Source organism: Anabaena sp. PCC 7938, from assembly GCF_049315035.1.
Lineage (GTDB): Bacteria > Cyanobacteriota > Cyanobacteriia > Cyanobacteriales > Nostocaceae > Anabaena > Anabaena cylindrica.
The window spans coordinates 396,921-412,165 of the sequence record NZ_CP186034.1; the positions used below are offsets into that span (position 1 = coordinate 396,921).

Genomic DNA, 15,245 nt, shown 5'->3' on the forward strand with positions numbered 1-15,245 from the left:
TGGTGGGTATTACCCACCTTACCTAATTGATTGATTTATGTCTGATTAACTGGTAACTAGTAAATAACTCTTACCAATCACCTATTAATCTGGAATTCATCAAACTTAATAACTTCAGAATTGGGTTTTCTGGTATCAAAGCGATAGCTGCTAATAGCACCTGTTCCGGTGTTGAAAATGCTGAAAACGGTAATATCATTACTAGCAATATAAGATATCGGTTTACCATCTTCTCCTAATAATGGTGCAATGCTTGGTAACACTGGTTTTAAACCATTAGGATCGCCAATTTCAGTATAATCTTCTTGATAGCCTGTTGGTACTTCTCGCTTTCTTTCACCCCAAGCAGCACCGTAAGAATTACCAACATTAGAAGTTTCTAAAAAGTGCATTCCACTGGAACTAACAAAGCGATTCCATAAATGGGAATGTCCATAAAATACTAACTGCACTTTAGCAGCTTCTAATAAAGGAATCACATCACGAATAATATAATCTGCATTTTTCGGATATTCATAACGAACTGCTTTGATATTTCCCTCTTTATCTCTTTCAATTATAGCTACTGGATTAGTATAAGCCGGAACAATATTATCTCCTAAAGTATGAGGTGGATGGTGGAACATGACAACTTTATATTTTGCCTGTTCAAATTCAGGACTTTTTAATTCCTGTTTCAGCCAATTATATTGTTGACTATTCTCAGAAATTGGCTCATAAATTAACTGTCCATAACCCCAGTTTTCAGGATGATTAAAATCTTTTTCTATCTCTCTATATCTACCCTTACTTTTTGAATCTAATTGGGGATGTCGCCACATATTTGTGATATATAAAACTACCAAGCGAATATCACCAACAGTAACCGCGTAGTAGGTTTTACCCCCTTCTTTACTCTGGGGTAAGGTAAAAATTTCTTCGTAGGTTTCAGTATTAAAATAATTATCTTTTAAAGATGTTTCGCCATACAATTTTTGAGCAACTTCACGGGGAATCGTATCATTAAATTCATCATTTAAACTTTCTGTTCTAGCAAATCTCCCCATGACTTCATGATTACCAATGCAAGTAAACATAGGTGCATTTTGAATAATTTTCCCACCCGTGTAAGTTACCTTGAGGTTATTATGTTCCATTTGATAATTAGCGCGACCCTGCAAACCTGGAAATAAAGCATTTCCGCGATTATCATCAAACCATTCTGAAGCGCGGTCTGGAACGTTGACTAAATCTCCTGCAAACAATACACCGTCAACTCTTCCCACTGTTTCCACCACTTTTTGCAGATTTGCGGCCGTCATTGGTTTAAGCTGGTGGTCAGAGGTAAGGAGAATTTTTAAAGGTGTACCGGGTTTTGGGGAAGGTGCAAGAGTAAAAATTTCGCTAGTAGCGCGATCGCCATCTTCTCGTATACTGGTGACGTGATAGGGAACTCGTAGATTAGTGTTTAACTCTGTAACTTCGGCTTCGTGTCGCCAAATTTCACGTTTTACTGGTTTTTGATAAATTTGTCCGGGTTCAGTTTGATTTGCTACTCTTGATTGTTGGTCTTCTCTAGTGCGGCTGAGTTTAGTAGTTTTTGCAATTGAACTTTTATCCAGTTTTTCACCGTAAATAACTAAGTGTTTATCACCTGCAAACTCTGTAAACCAGACTACGCGCACAGAATTTTCTGTTGGTAGTTGCAAAAATGGGTCTGTCAGCAGTTGCGGTGGTGATATCATAATTATCTTCCCCCAGGAACACACGCCTACTAGCGTAAGACATAATACCAAAATAGATACAGTTGTTAGAGAAATTTTCCCGATCATCTATTTAGACCACATTTTTGATTCCTCTAGAGTGCCTCTGCGCCTGAAGCGTGAGACAAAAATATGAATTTTAAAAAATCACAACTGCAAACTTTCATCATATACAGTTTGTTGAGTGCGATCGCACTCCTAACCCTTTTCCCCTTACTATGGCTAATTAGTACAGCCTTAAAATCGTCTACAGAAAATATCTTACAGTCACCACCGCAGTTATGGCCAAGTCAACCTACATTAGATAATTTCGCTCGTGTTTGGGAATCTCTACCTTTTGGACAATATTTATATAATAGTATTCTGGTGTCTTTACTGACCGTGGGATTAAATCTGCTATTTTGTGCTTTAGCTGCTTATCCCTTAGCAAGATTGTCATTTGTAGGCAGAAATGGGATTTTTCTTGCCATTATTTCTACAATTATGATTCCCTTCCAAATTGTCATGATTCCTTTATATATTCTGACAGTCCAGTTAGGCTTAACAAATAGTTATTTAGGCATTATCTTCCCCAGTTTAGCTTCTGCTTTTGGGATTTTTTTACTCAGACAAGCTTTTATGAGTGTCCCCAAAGAAATAGAAGAAGCTGCCCGCATGGATGGCAGTTCAGAGCTAGGATTGTGGTGGTTCGTGATGTTACCTGCTATTCGTCCAGCACTCATCACCCTAGCTATTTTTGTATTTATTGGCGCTTGGAGTGACTTTTTGTGGCCTTTAATTGTCATCCAAGATGAAAGTTTATATACTTTACCCTTAGGAGTTGCCAAATTAGCAGGTACGTTTTCTCTAGATTGGCGATTGGTAGCTGCTGGTTCAGTAATTTCTATTGCTCCAGTGTTGTTATTGTTTTTATTTTTACAAAGGTTTATTGTCCCTACCGATACGGGTAGCGGTGTCAAGGGATAGACAGAGGAGTAGAGGGGAAAATAAATAATTACGAATTACGAATTACGAATTACGAATTATTTTAATAAGCACCTTTTCTCTGTAATACAACCCAGATGGTTTTAAAAATCAACATCAAATCATAGGTAAGAGACCATTTACGCTGATAGTCTATATCCATGTGGACAATAGTTTCAAAATCATTAATATTAGAACGTCCGTGAGTCTGCCATTCTCCAGTTATTCCTGGTTTGACTCGTAATCTTTCCCAATGATGAGGTGCATATTGAACGACTTCGTCGGGGGTGGGTGGACGAGTACCAACTATACTCATATCTCCCATCAAGACGTTCCAAAATTGGGGTAGTTCATCTAAACTAGTACGTCGCAAAAACTTACCCAAGGTAGTAATACGAGGATCATCAGTAGATTTAAAAATGTGTCCTTTGGCTTGATTTTTGACTATAGATTTCAGTTTATCTGCATCAACCACCATAGAACGGAACTTCCAAATCCGAAAGGTGCGTCCGTTGAGACCACAACGGATTTGAGAATATAATATGGGGCCTGGATCAATAATTAAGGTAATAATCGCTACTGGTACTGAAACCAGTAATGTAATTATTAAACCAACAATTGCTCCGAGAATGTCAATGAGTCTTTTTGTCGAACTAGTAGTTGATGGGTGGTTAGACTGAGGTGATAAGTCAACCACGTGCGGATGATTCAGAACACCTAAATTAGCCACAGTATAATTTATTGTTTTAGTTGTAATAGTAGACAGGGACATGATTAATAATGTTGTTTGCTTACATTTTTAGTTTTGTCAACTAAAGTAAGTTTTATTAAATACAGTCACACTATAAGTAATTTTTTGTGAAAGAAGAAAGTAAAACTAGATAAGTTCATACAATCTTTTAATTTAGCCAAGGAATTTTAAATTTTTGATGTTTTTTGTGTAAACCTGTTAAAATCCTTTAATGAAATAAAAGATACCAGTATTCCTCGAACAAGAGCCTGAAAATTTTGAGTTTGTTTGGAAAAGGCTTAAAGGGTAAAGGGTAAAGGTTTTTTCTTCCGCCCTTAACCAAGTAGTGTTGAAATAGATACCTACTCGTGAATAGACAGTGTTTCTACTCAAGAGTAGGCATGATTCATGAAGATTCAATTAATATTTCCGTAAATCTTTCCAGGTGTACTTTAATCTATTCCTTTTGGAGGAAGTTTTTTCTGCAATATTAATAAGCAGGATTTCTTGATACAGAAAAATTAACTGTATGTGGTTCATCTAGTGATTGCAGAGTACTAGCTTTAATAGCGTCTAGATAGCGACGTAGAAATAGAAGTTGTTGAGAATTAGGACGATAAGAAAGATTGCCTTGTTTTTCAAAAAGTGGTGCGGATGCGATCGCTTGATAATCAGGATTTTCCTGGGAGCTTGTTGTCAACCACAGAGGGTTTAATGTGGTACTAATATCTGAGACATCGTCTTTATTACTGTAAGGAATGATACCCGCAGGTAATTCACCTTCTAAAAAAGCCAGTAGCCGCTGTTGACAAATACGAGTATTAATACCGCGACTCTCAAATAATTGCAGAACTTCACCAAAAGATAGAGAACGCATGGCTGATGCCTCCGGCACGCTATCAGGTAAAAGTTTGAGCAATTCAGCAAACAAGAAATAATCTGTATACTGTTGCCTGGGTATTTCTAAAACCTGGGGATGCAGAGGTAACGTAGCCAAACCATAGGCAACTCGACTGCAATTAGGAGCGCCATTTTCGCCCAGATATAAATCTTGAGTAATTTTAGCGTTAGGAAGTTTTTGTCTTAACCAACGGTTGACTGTACCAATAGAAGCGACTCCACCAGAGAGAATTGCTTGGTTAATAGCTTCTGTAGGGATACCACGAGCTACTAATAATTTATTGAGTTCACGGTTGAGACGACGCACATAAGGTACAAAAACTTGGCTTTCTAAATCTCGTCGCTGCAATATCCAACATTGGTCGGCTAATTCTAGGGTAAAAGATTCTTGGTGCTGCAAAATTAGCTTCAGACTCAAGGCAGTATCTAATAAAGCTTGTCCTAGCAAAGAACTCTCTAACCTTTGCTGGAAACGGATACGGGCAGAAATATCTGGTTCCCCAACTCGCGGTAGTTCTAACCCTTCCCAACTCAAACTAGACCACTGTATTTGGTCTAAACCAGGAATTTCTCGCAGAGAAGGATGACCATTAGAGGTGTTGCTATCAACTTGTATTTGCCCACGGGGTTGGCGCGATTTTGGTGGTAGTAGTAACTGACAGATGATATCTTGCTCAATGGCTTTACCAGCATAGGCAAAACTATGGAGCATGAAATCTCTGTATGTTAATTGGCTCAAGTCTGTGGGTAAATCGACTAATGCCATTTCTGTGGCAGTTGCGCCAATATTTAGTGCTAGGGTGTTACCCTGGATAGGAATTTCGCTGGTTTTTAAAGGATGCAAACCCTGATTTTCATTTAATTGGACTGATTTTAAATTATTAGCAGGATCAAGTTCTGGGAGTAGACTAGCTATCGCTTCTTCAACAAAAAATATTTGTTGGGGATGGGATACGAGCTTACTTGTGAGTATGGCTTCTCGCACATTAAAGCGATATTGTTCTGACCAACTAGATGGACAAGTACAGATAATACCCGTAACTTTATTAATGATGTGAGCAAAAGTTTCCATATCTATACCCACAGCATGAGCAATTAAAGCTGGAGTAGTACTAGCTTGAGCCGACTTGAGAGTTAATAGTAATTTAGAGAGCGATCGCACCACCCAAATCAAAGGCCCCGCAGAAAATTCATTCAATTGTAATACTGGTTCCCATTTCTGTTGCGTATTTTTATAGGGAATAGCCACGTGTAAATAAGGCTTTAAATGGGCAGAATAAAGATGTTGTTGTAGTTCTGACGTAGATCGAGAGCCAGTAGAATTTTGAGCCACATGATCAGATATTTGTGCCTGTGCCACCCCCCCGGTTTCCGCACTTTCAGCCTCTGAGTGGGGAATACTCGCCGTAGGTAGATAAACCTCTGCCGGTAAACGAAATGATTGCTCAAAAGCAGTTTCGCCTAGTTGGGTTTCTGCTGACCAGTAAATTGGATAAACAACCAACCTGGAATGATTTAACAGCGCCGCAGAAATTCCCGTTGTTCCCAAATCAATACCTAAATACCAAACGGCTTCTAGATCATTGATATTCACCTGAGAATCATCACTCAAAATGTCACTGACAAACAAAGCATCTTCGGGTTCCGAAATAGTACCTTCCTTTTTTTTTTCAGTATTTTGGCTCAAATCTAATTCAGCTTGGGGAATATCTAGATTAGAAACTGCCACTATTGGTATATTCTCTGTTTGTTCGCTGCCAGGAGATTCCGCCATCGGCCAACCTGTACTTAGCAGATACTGACTATCATCCAACGAATTTTGCAAACTTTCTGAAAATGAATTTTGTAAACTTTCTGAATTTGTTGTCTGTTCCGAGTCAGAATTTAACTGCCAATTAAAATTAGCTAAATCTTGATTCAATTGCTGCAACTGAACTGCATCCAGAACAATATCTGGCACACCTTCCGTTTCCGTATTTTCTAAATACAGTAAATTTTCCTGTGGTGAAGCAGAAATATAAGTGGCTACTAAATCTTTGTCTTCCCCGGCAGAAGAAATGATGGACGTCTCTTCTACTATCGTTTCTGGAGCATCGAGGGATGGAAGTTGTTCGTCACTGCTGGCATCAACCAATAAGTCAGTCAGGACTGTAATTGTATCACTGCTATCTGGCTGAGATTCGAGGACTGTAGAAATGCTGGCAAATTCTACCTGTGGCTGCGTCTCCTCTGCTAACAATGATTCTCCCCATAACTCAGATAGTTGCTCTGTTGGTTCTATGAAAGTACCAGAACTCTCTGATAAAAGATTTAAATCTTGTTGATCAACAGAATCTAACAACAGCAACAAATCATCCTCCTGTTGCTCCTGAATAATTGGAGATGGGGATATACTATCGACAATCTGAGATGCTAATAGAGAATCAGTTTCTGAAGTAGATATCTCCTCTTCTGACAACACCAAATCATCCTCCTGTTGCTCCTGAATAATTGGAGATAAGGATATACTATCGACAATCTGAGATGCTAATGGAGAATCAGTTTCTGAAGTAGATATATCACCTGTTGTTACCACAGGCAAAATAATCGCATCTGTTGGTTTGGGAGTCTCTTCACCACCAAACAAACTTGCATAAAGTTGATCTACATCATCAGCACCCTCTGTTGGTAATTCATTGGGGACATTAAAAGTGGCAGTAACTGAAGCTGGTAAATCATCTGCTGTCAGTTGTGACAACACTGTATCCAGATTTTCCACAGTGGAATATTCTTCTGTCTCAGCAGCAATATTCTGGATTAGTTCTTCTTCAACAGCACCCTCTGTTGGTAATTCATTGGGGACATTAAAAGTGGCAGTAACTGAAGCTGGTAAATCATCTGCTGTCAGTTGTGACAACACTGTATCCAGATTTTCCACAGTGGAATATTCTTCTGTCTCAGCAGCAATATTCTGGATTAGTTCTTCTTCAACAGCACCCTCTGTTGGTAATTCATTGGGAACAATAAAAGTGGCAGTAACTGAAGCTAGTGAATCATCTGCTGTCAGTTGTGACAACACTGTATCCAGATTTTCCACAGTAGAATATTCTTCTGTCTCAGTAGCAATATCCTGAATTAATTCCTCCGAATTATCAGACGCTGGCTGTACGTCTAACCATGACGATGATACTGTTTGAGTATCTACACCAAACAGAAAAGATTGAGCATCTGAAGATTGTTGTTGTAAATGCTGAGTCAAATTATTCAAAAAATTTGCCATCAACTGTTCACCTTGGATTCCCTGACTGTGCATTTTTGCCAGTGCTTGGGATAAAGACTGATGATAAGTGGTGATGTTACGCTCTAGTGAACCAAAGACAACATTGACGGTTCCGTCTAGTGATAGCAAGCGTTGATCTAACTCCCTTGCCAGAGTAGCTAATCGATCTGTCTCCTCCGCTGAACCCAAAATAGGTTGCATAGCAGAATTTAATGCTTCTTGCTTTTGTTCATCTGTTAACAAACCGGGAGGATTAGGCGAAGTTCGTGTCAAATGTGGTAATAAATTTGGCACTAAGCGACTGATTAGCACTTGCAAAAATTCAGAAATTATCTGCTCTTGGTTCGCTAACTGCTGTGTTAAGGAATAGTTTTGCAGTCGCTTTTGCTCTAGCTGCCTAATTTCCTTGACAAGAGCAGCTCTTTCTTCCAGCAATCCTGATAATTCTGCTTGTAAGGGCTGAAGCAAAAACGAAATTTCATCTTTGAATTGCCCTGCGGTAAAATTACTTTGTTCTTGTTGTGATGGAAAGGAATGTGAGGCTGATTGGTTCTGCTCTTGCTCCACAAACCTCGTCAACAAAGATGATAATGGTGGAGTTTCAGACTGCTTGGGGACGCTGCTTTCTTCTGATTCCTCACTTTCGTCGAGTCTTACAAGAAAGTCTCGCACTCGTTGTAAAACGTCTTTGTCTTCTTGTCCTTGACCAGACAGCAGTTTAGAGAGACGATTGCCACTGTTAGACAGTAAGTTGTCAATGTCTGCAATCAGCTTGTGAATTTCATCTGCACGGGAAGTCACGTTAAATTACCTTATTTAGAAATGTACTTTGATTTTTATGGTATTTACGATTACAGAAGTTCTCAGTGGCAAAAGTTATTGCTCAGACTTCTGAGGGCAATTATGTTATGAATTAGTGGGAGATGCAACTTGATCCTCAGGGTTTGCTCCCTTTTCAGGCAGGTCACCCAATTTTGGACTTTGTTAAGTGTAGAATACATCCTTAATGTTATACTTTGAACTTAAGAATAAATCATGTGTCCGTAATGAGCAAACACTAAGAGAAAATAAAGATTGCTAAGAAAAAATTATCTGGTCGTTTTCTTGTGTAACATAGTTTAGTTTCCCTTTAAAAAGCGGCTGTAATTTTATAGCTTGGACTTAAAACACGATCTTGCTTGTTCAGTTGATAGCAGCTTTAATAAATATGTCCTAATGGAAGATCGATATAGCTTGCAGACATCCGCTCATAACTGGATCACTTCAGCGCCCTTTTTTGAAGGGTTGCCTGAATCTATTGTGGAAACAGCCCTCTCCCATCTTGTTACCCGTACCCACCCTGCCAATCAAGTAATTTTGCTAGAAAATGACTGGGGTGGTTCTGTGTATTTTATTGTAGATGGATGGGTAAAAATCCGTACCTACAATTTAGAAGGAAAAGAGGTAACACTAAATATTATTGGGCATGGAGAATTATTTGGTGAAATGGCGGCACTAGATGAAGTTCCCCGTTCTACTGATGTTATTACTCTGACTCAAACAATGATTGGAAGTATGCCTGCTCAAGATTTTGTCAAGTTGTTGCAAACAGAACCTTTAGCAGGACTCAGATTGGCGCAATTAATGGCGAGACGGTTACGACAAGTAAATCGGCGGTTACGCCTGCGAGAATCGGATAGTCAATCGCGGGTGGCAGATACCTTGCTATTTTTGGCAGAAGGACAGGGAAAAAGAGGACAGACAGGCACAGAAATTCCCAATTTACCTCACCGGGAATTGAGTAGTTTAAGTGGTCTGGCACGGGAAACAGTGACACGTGTATTGACAAGGCTGGAAAAAAAAGGCTTGATTGTACGGGAGCAAGATGTTATGTGCATCCCCGATGTGTCAGCTTTGGAAAAAATGATTATTTAACACCTTGTTCAGTATGAATATTTTAGATTCTCTGCCAGATGAACCGGAGGAAAACCCATCTCCTGTATCATCAACCCCCAATAATCAGTTAGATAAACAAAAGCAGTTGAAACGCCCCCAACTTCAGGTTGATGCACCTTTGAGGATGGTAGAAACAGCATTTTTAGCTAGTACTGCTAGTTTGATTTGGTTTATTAATTTCTATTTTCCCTTAGGGCCAGTGTTACGAATATTTTTTCCTGTTCCCATCGCTCTGGTTTACTTACGCTGGGGTAAACGTGCTGCATGGATGGCTGCTGTGACTTCCGGCTTACTGTTAGCGGTGCTGATGGGGCCAGTTCGCAGTATTTTGTTTGTGATGCCCTTTGCTTTGATGGGTGTTCTATTGGGGGCGACTTGGCATCGCCGTGTACCCTGGATTGTCTCGATTACTTTAGGTATGTTGTTGGGTACATTGGGTGTGTTTTTTCGCTTGTGGTTGCTGTCAGTGTTATCTGGTGAAGATCTGTGGGTTTATGTGATTAACCAGGTGACAGAAATCATTGAGTGGATTTTCCTGAAGTTGGAAATATTGGCCACTCCAAGTGTATTTTTTATCCAAGTGGGTGCGGTGCTTTTAGTTGCATTTAACAATTTGATTTATTTGTTTGTAGTACATCTGGCCGCATGGTTACTTTTAGATCGTTTGGGAAATCCTATTCCCCGTCCTCCACGTTGGGTACAAGTGCTGATGGATTATGAGGGTTAATTCGTAATTCGTAATTCGTAATTCGTAATTCGTAATTAAGAATTATTCAAAATTCAGCACTCTGTACTTTAAACGCCTGACTATGATTAAGATTTATACGGAAATTGCACAGGGTGAAGCATGGTTAAAAAGTTATTGTGGTAGTCTTCCTGTGTTTGCTTGTGTTTTGGGTTTTACAGAAACTGCTTTGCTACCCGGAATTTCGGCGGCTGGTTTGACTCCAGAGGATCGACGGTATACGGCTTGTGCTGATGCTGAGTTTTTGTATTATGGTGCTGCACATCAGCCTAAGTATCCCCTACCACCTTTGACTGCTGGCGCTTCTCCTGTGCTGATTTCTCGTGCTGTAGTGGCTGGTTTGAAGTTACCAGTTTATTTATTTAATGCGGGTTTACCACAGCTTCCATCTGTGCCAATTATTGATTTGGGTGGTACGATCGCTAGATGTTTAAGTACAGGTGTAGCTATGGAATTGGCTACGGTAAAACATTTGTTGGCACAGGGTTTACGTTGGGGTTCTCAACTGAGTGCTAATCTTTCACAGAGTTATTTAATTTTAAGTGAGTGCGTTGTGGGTGGTACTACGACTGCGTTGGCAATTTTAACTGGTTTAGGGATTGATGCTGTAGGTAAAGTTAACAGTAGTCATCCTGTTTGTAACCATGAGCAAAAGTTGGCTGTGGTGCAAGCCGGTTTAGAGAAAGTTCAAAATCAAAATCCTATTGATCCTCTATCGCTTGTAGCAGCGGTGGGAGATCCTATGCAAGTGGTGGTAGCTGGGATGGCGATCGCAGCTAGTCGTCGTTGTGGAGTTCTATTAGCTGGTGGTACACAAATGCTGGCTGTTTATGCTCTGGCTCAAGCGATCGCTCAATCTTACTCTTTATCTTGGCAACCAGAAGCTATAGTCGTTGGTACGACTCGTTGGGTAGCAGAAGATCCTACTGGGGCTACCGTTGATTTAGCCCTCAGTTTAGGTAAAAATAGCGTTAGTTGGGGCAAAGAAACTCCTCCCCTCTTGGCGACAAAGTTAAGTTTTGCTGATTCTCGTTATCCCCAACTCCGAGCTTATGAGCAGGGTTTTGTTAAAGAAGGTGTTGGTGCTGGAGCCGCTTGTATCGCTGCCTATCTAAATCAAAATTGGCAGCAAGAACAACTTTTAGCAGCTATTGAAGCCCAACTTGACCAATTAGTGAATTCGCTCTCGCAGTAGTTGCTCCTCCAGAGCCGCAATGCGATTATAAGCTGCTGTTAATTGCGCTGTCAGTCTTTGGATTTGAATTTCTGGCGTTATTTGCTTGTCTCCAGCTTGGGGATTAATATCTGGATAAATACCATCTATCAATACATCCTTATGCTCTAAATCAGCATTCCAACTGCTCCGTCCTCTAAACTTATAAAGTTCAACTTCATGATTTTCTAGATAATTGTCTTTTGGCTGTTTTTGCTCTAAAAAGCAATCAGACAAACCCTGAGATAGTTTCCTGTCAAGCTTTTCAATCACCTGATAGATAGCATCTACCTTTTCGCTCAAATTCAGTATTTGTTTTTGTAACGGCTCCATTTAATACCTTGATCACAAAATAGTTTCTCTATGTTATTCAATTTACTTCCGATGTTAAAAATATTTATGATTTATTTAATCTTTCAGATGTTTTGAGTAGTTTGCTCACTAAAATTATCATTTATACATACAATTCCACAAATATCAACGGTTTGCTCACGTTTTTAGGCAAAAGAAGTTAGATATTTTACGTTTATTGACATAAACTATGCTAAAAATTGGTTAATTCTTTAGGATTTATTTATATTTCATCAAAATAAACCTCATCCAAGTTGACAACTGGAGTTTTTCAAAAGGGAACAGGGAAGAGTAAAGGATTTAGGAACAAAACCCGATTAAGAAAAAACTATTGGTTTCAAAGTAGATGTGGTTTAGTCAATAAAGATGATTAAATTCGAGTTCATAGAGAATTGCGATTTATACTGGCAATTGTTAGATGGTATTACCTTGAAAATCTATCCCAAAAGTCTAAAATTAGAAAGTTACACCGCTATTTGCTCAATCATCAGATCAACAACTTAAATTTATTTAGAAAAGTTCATTATAGTCCCAAAGTAAAAAATCAATGGATCGACGGTCTTTTTTGGTAGGTACAAGCGGATTCGTAGTTTCCCAACTCCTAATTGGGTGTAATGGTAAAAACCAAATACAACTCAATGTACAGTTGTTAAAAGGTTCTATACCTCCTCAAGTGGTTAATCAGTTTCACAAAAGTTTGCAGTCAGAGGTAAAATCAAAATTTGTCCCCATTGATCAAATTTATGATCTATTTCGGAAATTACAAACTTGGCAGCAACCAAAAACTGATAATCAAGAGGTATGGAAGCGTTATATCCCGTTCAACCAAAGTCAAACAACATCTAAATCAGACTTGGTGACATTAGGAGACTATTGGCTAAAAGCGGCAATTGAACAGAAACTAATTCAACCATTACAAACAGAAAAAATTAAACAATGGCCTGTTTTAGAGCAAAAGTGGCAACAACTAGTAACACGAGACAAGCAAGGTAATGTTAACCCTCAAGGACAAGTTTGGGGTGCGCCTTATCGCTGGGGTAATACGGTAATTGTTTATAATCGGGAAAAGTTCCAAAAATTAGATTGGCAACCAAAAGATTGGAGTGATTTATGGCGTAGTGAATTGCGATCGCACATTTCTCTGCTCAATCACCCCAGAGAAATAATTGGTCTGGTTTTAAAGAAACTGGGACAATCATATAATACAGAAAATCTTGACCAAATTCCCTCCTTAGAGGCAGAATTAAAGGCATTAAATCAACAAGTAAAATTCTATGACTCCACTACATATCTAGAACCTCTCATCACCGGGGATACTTGGTTAGCAGTAGGTTGGTCAAATGATGTGATACCTTTACTCAGTCGTTATCCAAAACTGACCGCAGTAATTCCCCAATCAGGAACAGCAATTTGGGCAGACTTATGGGTAAGTCCCGCAGGAGTTGATAAAAGAGCTTTAGCATCCCAATGGATTGATTTTTGTTGGCAACCAAATATAGCCAAAAAAATTGCCGTACTGACTAAAACTAATTCGCCAATAGCAAAAAATATTGTTGCTGCTGATATCCAAAAACAATTAGAAAATCTGTTATTGACAAACCCGGAAGTTTTTGACAAAAGCGAATTTTTATTACCCTTGTCACCAGCAGCAACAAAGCAATATGAGTCTTTATTTATCAAGATGAAAAATGCAAGTTAATTGTTAATACTGAATTTTATTCTCCAGTTAACTGGAGATTTTGACGTAACCCTAATTTACTTTGAATACTCATTTTGATATTACATAAAGCTGGACTTTTCCCCGAATTACAAGTATAAGTTGCTAACATTTCCTGTTGATAATTAAAAACTCGGATGTTATAACCAAAATTCCTAGCCATGCTACCCAATCCGTTAACGAATTTATATCGCTCTAAATAGTCTAGTAAGCTCCAAACTTGCTGATTCACAATCAAGTCTACACGGGCTGTTTCTTTTTCAGAAGCTGGGTATGCTATCCAGTTATCTAGAAGTTTATTTTCGGAATTTTCCTTTGCCCACCATAAACTAGGAATGGTTAAGTTTTTAGGGTTGATAGTGTTAGCTGTAATCACAGAATCTGTGGGCTTAGTGAGTACATTCAGTTCCAGTGGTGCATCAGAAGGCTGGGGTATACTTTCAGCCCGTGAGGGAAGGGTGGGTAAAATAGCAAAGGTGCTAAGACTTAAGCTCAGTATGAGCGAAAGAGATTTCTGTCCAGTAACTACGTTGTATTTAGACATAAGCGCATCTGAAAAAAATTCTGTATCCTTCTAATATTATGTGATTCAAATCTCTCAGCTTCCATAAGTACTGCTAAACTGAGGAAGAATCCCAACAAACACTAACTATGCTGAAGCGTTCCAAGTTCGAGACAACCCAGTCTCAGATTATGCACCGTGCTGAGGATCTCATTAGCGCCGCCTCAAATCGCTATCGGATTACAGTTCAAGTGGCAAATCGTGCCAAGCGTCGGCGTTATGAAGACTTTGAAAATAACGAAGATGTGATGATGAAACCCGTACTCAGAGCAATTATTGAGATGTCTGATGAAATGACTCAACCAGAGATTATCGGCGAATTATAATTCAATACCTTGTCGATTTTTTGTAGGTTGGGTTAAGCGACAGCGCAACCCGACGCATTTGTTGGGTTATGCCTCCGGCACACTACGTGAACGTACCTCAACCCAACCTACAAATCAAGACTTTTTTCGATTTGGACAAGGTATTGATAATTTACACGGGATTGGGAAAATTTTTTCCTGGTTTTTACTCCCCGATTCCCTTTTTGTTTAACTACTCATAGGTTTTCTGTAAGACGCAATACAATCTAGGCTGGGGAAACCACGCCCATAAAGGTTTGGAGATGAATAAGAAAAAATTTTTATTTTTGCAGTTCAACTCAGGACTGATAATTATCTTGATTGCAGTGAGTGTAATTACCTTGGGTTTAGGAAGCTCAAATTTTCCTAGCATCTCACCTGCTGTAGCTCAGAGAATCAGCCCTAGCGATGTTTGGCAAGTGGTTTACCAGCAATTACCAAACCTGCCCAAAGAAAACCAATATATAAGCAAAGACACTGGCAAGGTTGCCGAAAAAAACACCTTAGCTAGTCGGATGATTCGTTACCACATTTATGTGAAAGGACGATCGCCCATATATCGCTTAGATTGGAAATTAACTTTGGCAGATTACTTAAATGCAAATGAAACTATCTATGAAGCCTCCTATCCAGGTAATGATTCCTTAAAGCAAAATCCACTAGAGAGCGATCGCACCGCCATCACCAAACTCACCCGCAACCAACGCAATCAACTAGTCCAAGTTCTTGTCGATATCTTCAACCCGCCTATCCTAAAACCTCTCCGCGTTCCTCTGCGTTAAAA

12 protein-coding genes are annotated in these 15,245 nt (G+C 39.2%); 7 read left to right on the forward strand and 5 right to left on the reverse strand.

The window, feature by feature from the left end; translation table 11 throughout:
* Positions 1–77: 77 nt before the first annotated feature.
* Positions 78–1,724 (reverse strand): metallophosphoesterase family protein, encoded by a 1,647-nt coding sequence (locus ACOWPH_RS01980; protein ID WP_015213741.1) that lies wholly within the window; start codon positions 1,722–1,724, stop codon positions 78–80.
* A gap of 150 nt (positions 1,725–1,874) precedes the next feature.
* Here ACOWPH_RS01980 and ACOWPH_RS01985 point away from each other — a divergent pair, with 150 nt between their 5' ends.
* The gene (locus ACOWPH_RS01985) at positions 1,875–2,708 is read left to right on the forward strand and encodes a carbohydrate ABC transporter permease (protein WP_015213742.1); all 834 of its coding nucleotides are present in this window, start codon (positions 1,875–1,877) and stop codon (positions 2,706–2,708) included.
* A gap of 61 nt (positions 2,709–2,769) precedes the next feature.
* Here ACOWPH_RS01985 and ACOWPH_RS01990 read toward each other — a convergent pair whose 3' ends face one another.
* Together ACOWPH_RS01990 and ACOWPH_RS01995 are read right to left on the reverse strand one after the other, a co-directional pair.
* Positions 2,770–3,477, reverse strand: a complete 708-nt coding sequence (locus ACOWPH_RS01990; protein WP_015213743.1) for a sugar transferase — start codon at positions 3,475–3,477, stop codon at positions 2,770–2,772.
* Between the two features lie 448 nt (positions 3,478–3,925).
* Positions 3,926–8,395, reverse strand: a complete 4,470-nt coding sequence (locus tag ACOWPH_RS01995; RefSeq protein ID WP_096713171.1) for a hypothetical protein — start codon at positions 8,393–8,395, stop codon at positions 3,926–3,928.
* Between the two features lie 414 nt (positions 8,396–8,809).
* Here ACOWPH_RS01995 and ACOWPH_RS02000 point away from each other — a divergent pair, with 414 nt between their 5' ends.
* The 3 genes from ACOWPH_RS02000 to cobT all read left to right on the forward strand — a co-directional run bounded on the left by ACOWPH_RS02000 (position 8,810) and on the right by cobT (position 11,469).
* The gene (locus tag ACOWPH_RS02000; protein ID WP_015213746.1) at positions 8,810–9,508 is read left to right on the forward strand and encodes a Crp/Fnr family transcriptional regulator; all 699 of its coding nucleotides are present in this window, start codon (positions 8,810–8,812) and stop codon (positions 9,506–9,508) included.
* 13 nt (positions 9,509–9,521) lie between these two features.
* Positions 9,522–10,256: a DUF2232 domain-containing protein gene (locus ACOWPH_RS02005; protein ID WP_015213747.1), complete on the forward strand. Its 735-nt coding sequence runs from the start codon at positions 9,522–9,524 to the stop codon at positions 10,254–10,256.
* Between the two features lie 82 nt (positions 10,257–10,338).
* The gene (gene cobT / locus ACOWPH_RS02010) at positions 10,339–11,469 is read left to right on the forward strand and encodes a nicotinate mononucleotide-dependent phosphoribosyltransferase CobT (protein WP_015213748.1); all 1,131 of its coding nucleotides are present in this window, start codon (positions 10,339–10,341) and stop codon (positions 11,467–11,469) included.
* Here the strand turns inward: cobT and ACOWPH_RS02015 are convergent.
* Positions 11,446–11,820: a hypothetical protein gene (locus tag ACOWPH_RS02015; RefSeq protein ID WP_015213749.1), complete on the reverse strand. Its 375-nt coding sequence runs from the start codon at positions 11,818–11,820 to the stop codon at positions 11,446–11,448. The genes cobT and ACOWPH_RS02015 overlap by 24 nt on opposite strands.
* Before the next feature lie 565 nt (positions 11,821–12,385).
* Between ACOWPH_RS02015 and ACOWPH_RS02020 the strand changes: the two genes are divergently transcribed.
* Complete coding sequence (locus tag ACOWPH_RS02020; RefSeq protein ID WP_015213750.1) at positions 12,386–13,537, forward strand: extracellular solute-binding protein; 1,152 nt, start codon at positions 12,386–12,388, stop codon at positions 13,535–13,537.
* 16 nt (positions 13,538–13,553) lie between these two features.
* Here the strand turns inward: ACOWPH_RS02020 and ACOWPH_RS02025 are convergent, their stop codons facing one another.
* Positions 13,554–14,099: a hypothetical protein gene (locus ACOWPH_RS02025; RefSeq protein WP_015213751.1), complete on the reverse strand. Its 546-nt coding sequence runs from the start codon at positions 14,097–14,099 to the stop codon at positions 13,554–13,556.
* Between the two features lie 107 nt (positions 14,100–14,206).
* Between ACOWPH_RS02025 and ACOWPH_RS02030 the strand changes: the two genes are divergently transcribed.
* Positions 14,207–14,443 (forward strand): DNA-directed RNA polymerase subunit omega, encoded by a 237-nt coding sequence (locus ACOWPH_RS02030; protein WP_015213752.1) that lies wholly within the window; start codon positions 14,207–14,209, stop codon positions 14,441–14,443.
* A 281-nt stretch (positions 14,444–14,724) separates the two neighbouring features.
* Positions 14,725–15,243, forward strand: coding sequence for a hypothetical protein (locus ACOWPH_RS02035; RefSeq protein WP_422665662.1), 519 nt, complete (start codon positions 14,725–14,727; stop codon positions 15,241–15,243).
* Positions 15,244–15,245: the final 2 nt, after the last annotated feature.

Bases quoted from the DNA above. Each gene is read 5' to 3' on its own strand.
- ACOWPH_RS02030 (WP_015213752.1), top strand. From the start codon at position 14,207: ATGCTGAAGCGTTCCAAGTTCGAGACAACCCAGTCTCAGATTATGCAC.
- ACOWPH_RS02015 (WP_015213749.1), bottom strand. From the start codon at position 11,820: ATGGAGCCGTTACAAAAACAAATACTGAATTTGAGCGAAAAGGTAGAT.
- ACOWPH_RS01980 (WP_015213741.1), bottom strand. From the start codon at position 1,724: ATGATATCACCACCGCAACTGCTGACAGACCCATTTTTGCAACTACCA.
- ACOWPH_RS02020 (WP_015213750.1), top strand. From the start codon at position 12,386: ATGGATCGACGGTCTTTTTTGGTAGGTACAAGCGGATTCGTAGTTTCC.
- cobT (WP_015213748.1), top strand. From the start codon at position 10,339: ATGATTAAGATTTATACGGAAATTGCACAGGGTGAAGCATGGTTAAAA.
- ACOWPH_RS01990 (WP_015213743.1), bottom strand. From the start codon at position 3,477: ATGTCCCTGTCTACTATTACAACTAAAACAATAAATTATACTGTGGCT.
- ACOWPH_RS01985 (WP_015213742.1), top strand. From the start codon at position 1,875: ATGAATTTTAAAAAATCACAACTGCAAACTTTCATCATATACAGTTTG.
- ACOWPH_RS02005 (WP_015213747.1), top strand. From the start codon at position 9,522: ATGAATATTTTAGATTCTCTGCCAGATGAACCGGAGGAAAACCCATCT.
- ACOWPH_RS02035 (WP_422665662.1), top strand. From the start codon at position 14,725: ATGAATAAGAAAAAATTTTTATTTTTGCAGTTCAACTCAGGACTGATA.
- ACOWPH_RS02025 (WP_015213751.1), bottom strand. From the start codon at position 14,099: ATGTCTAAATACAACGTAGTTACTGGACAGAAATCTCTTTCGCTCATA.
- ACOWPH_RS02000 (WP_015213746.1), top strand. From the start codon at position 8,810: ATGGAAGATCGATATAGCTTGCAGACATCCGCTCATAACTGGATCACT.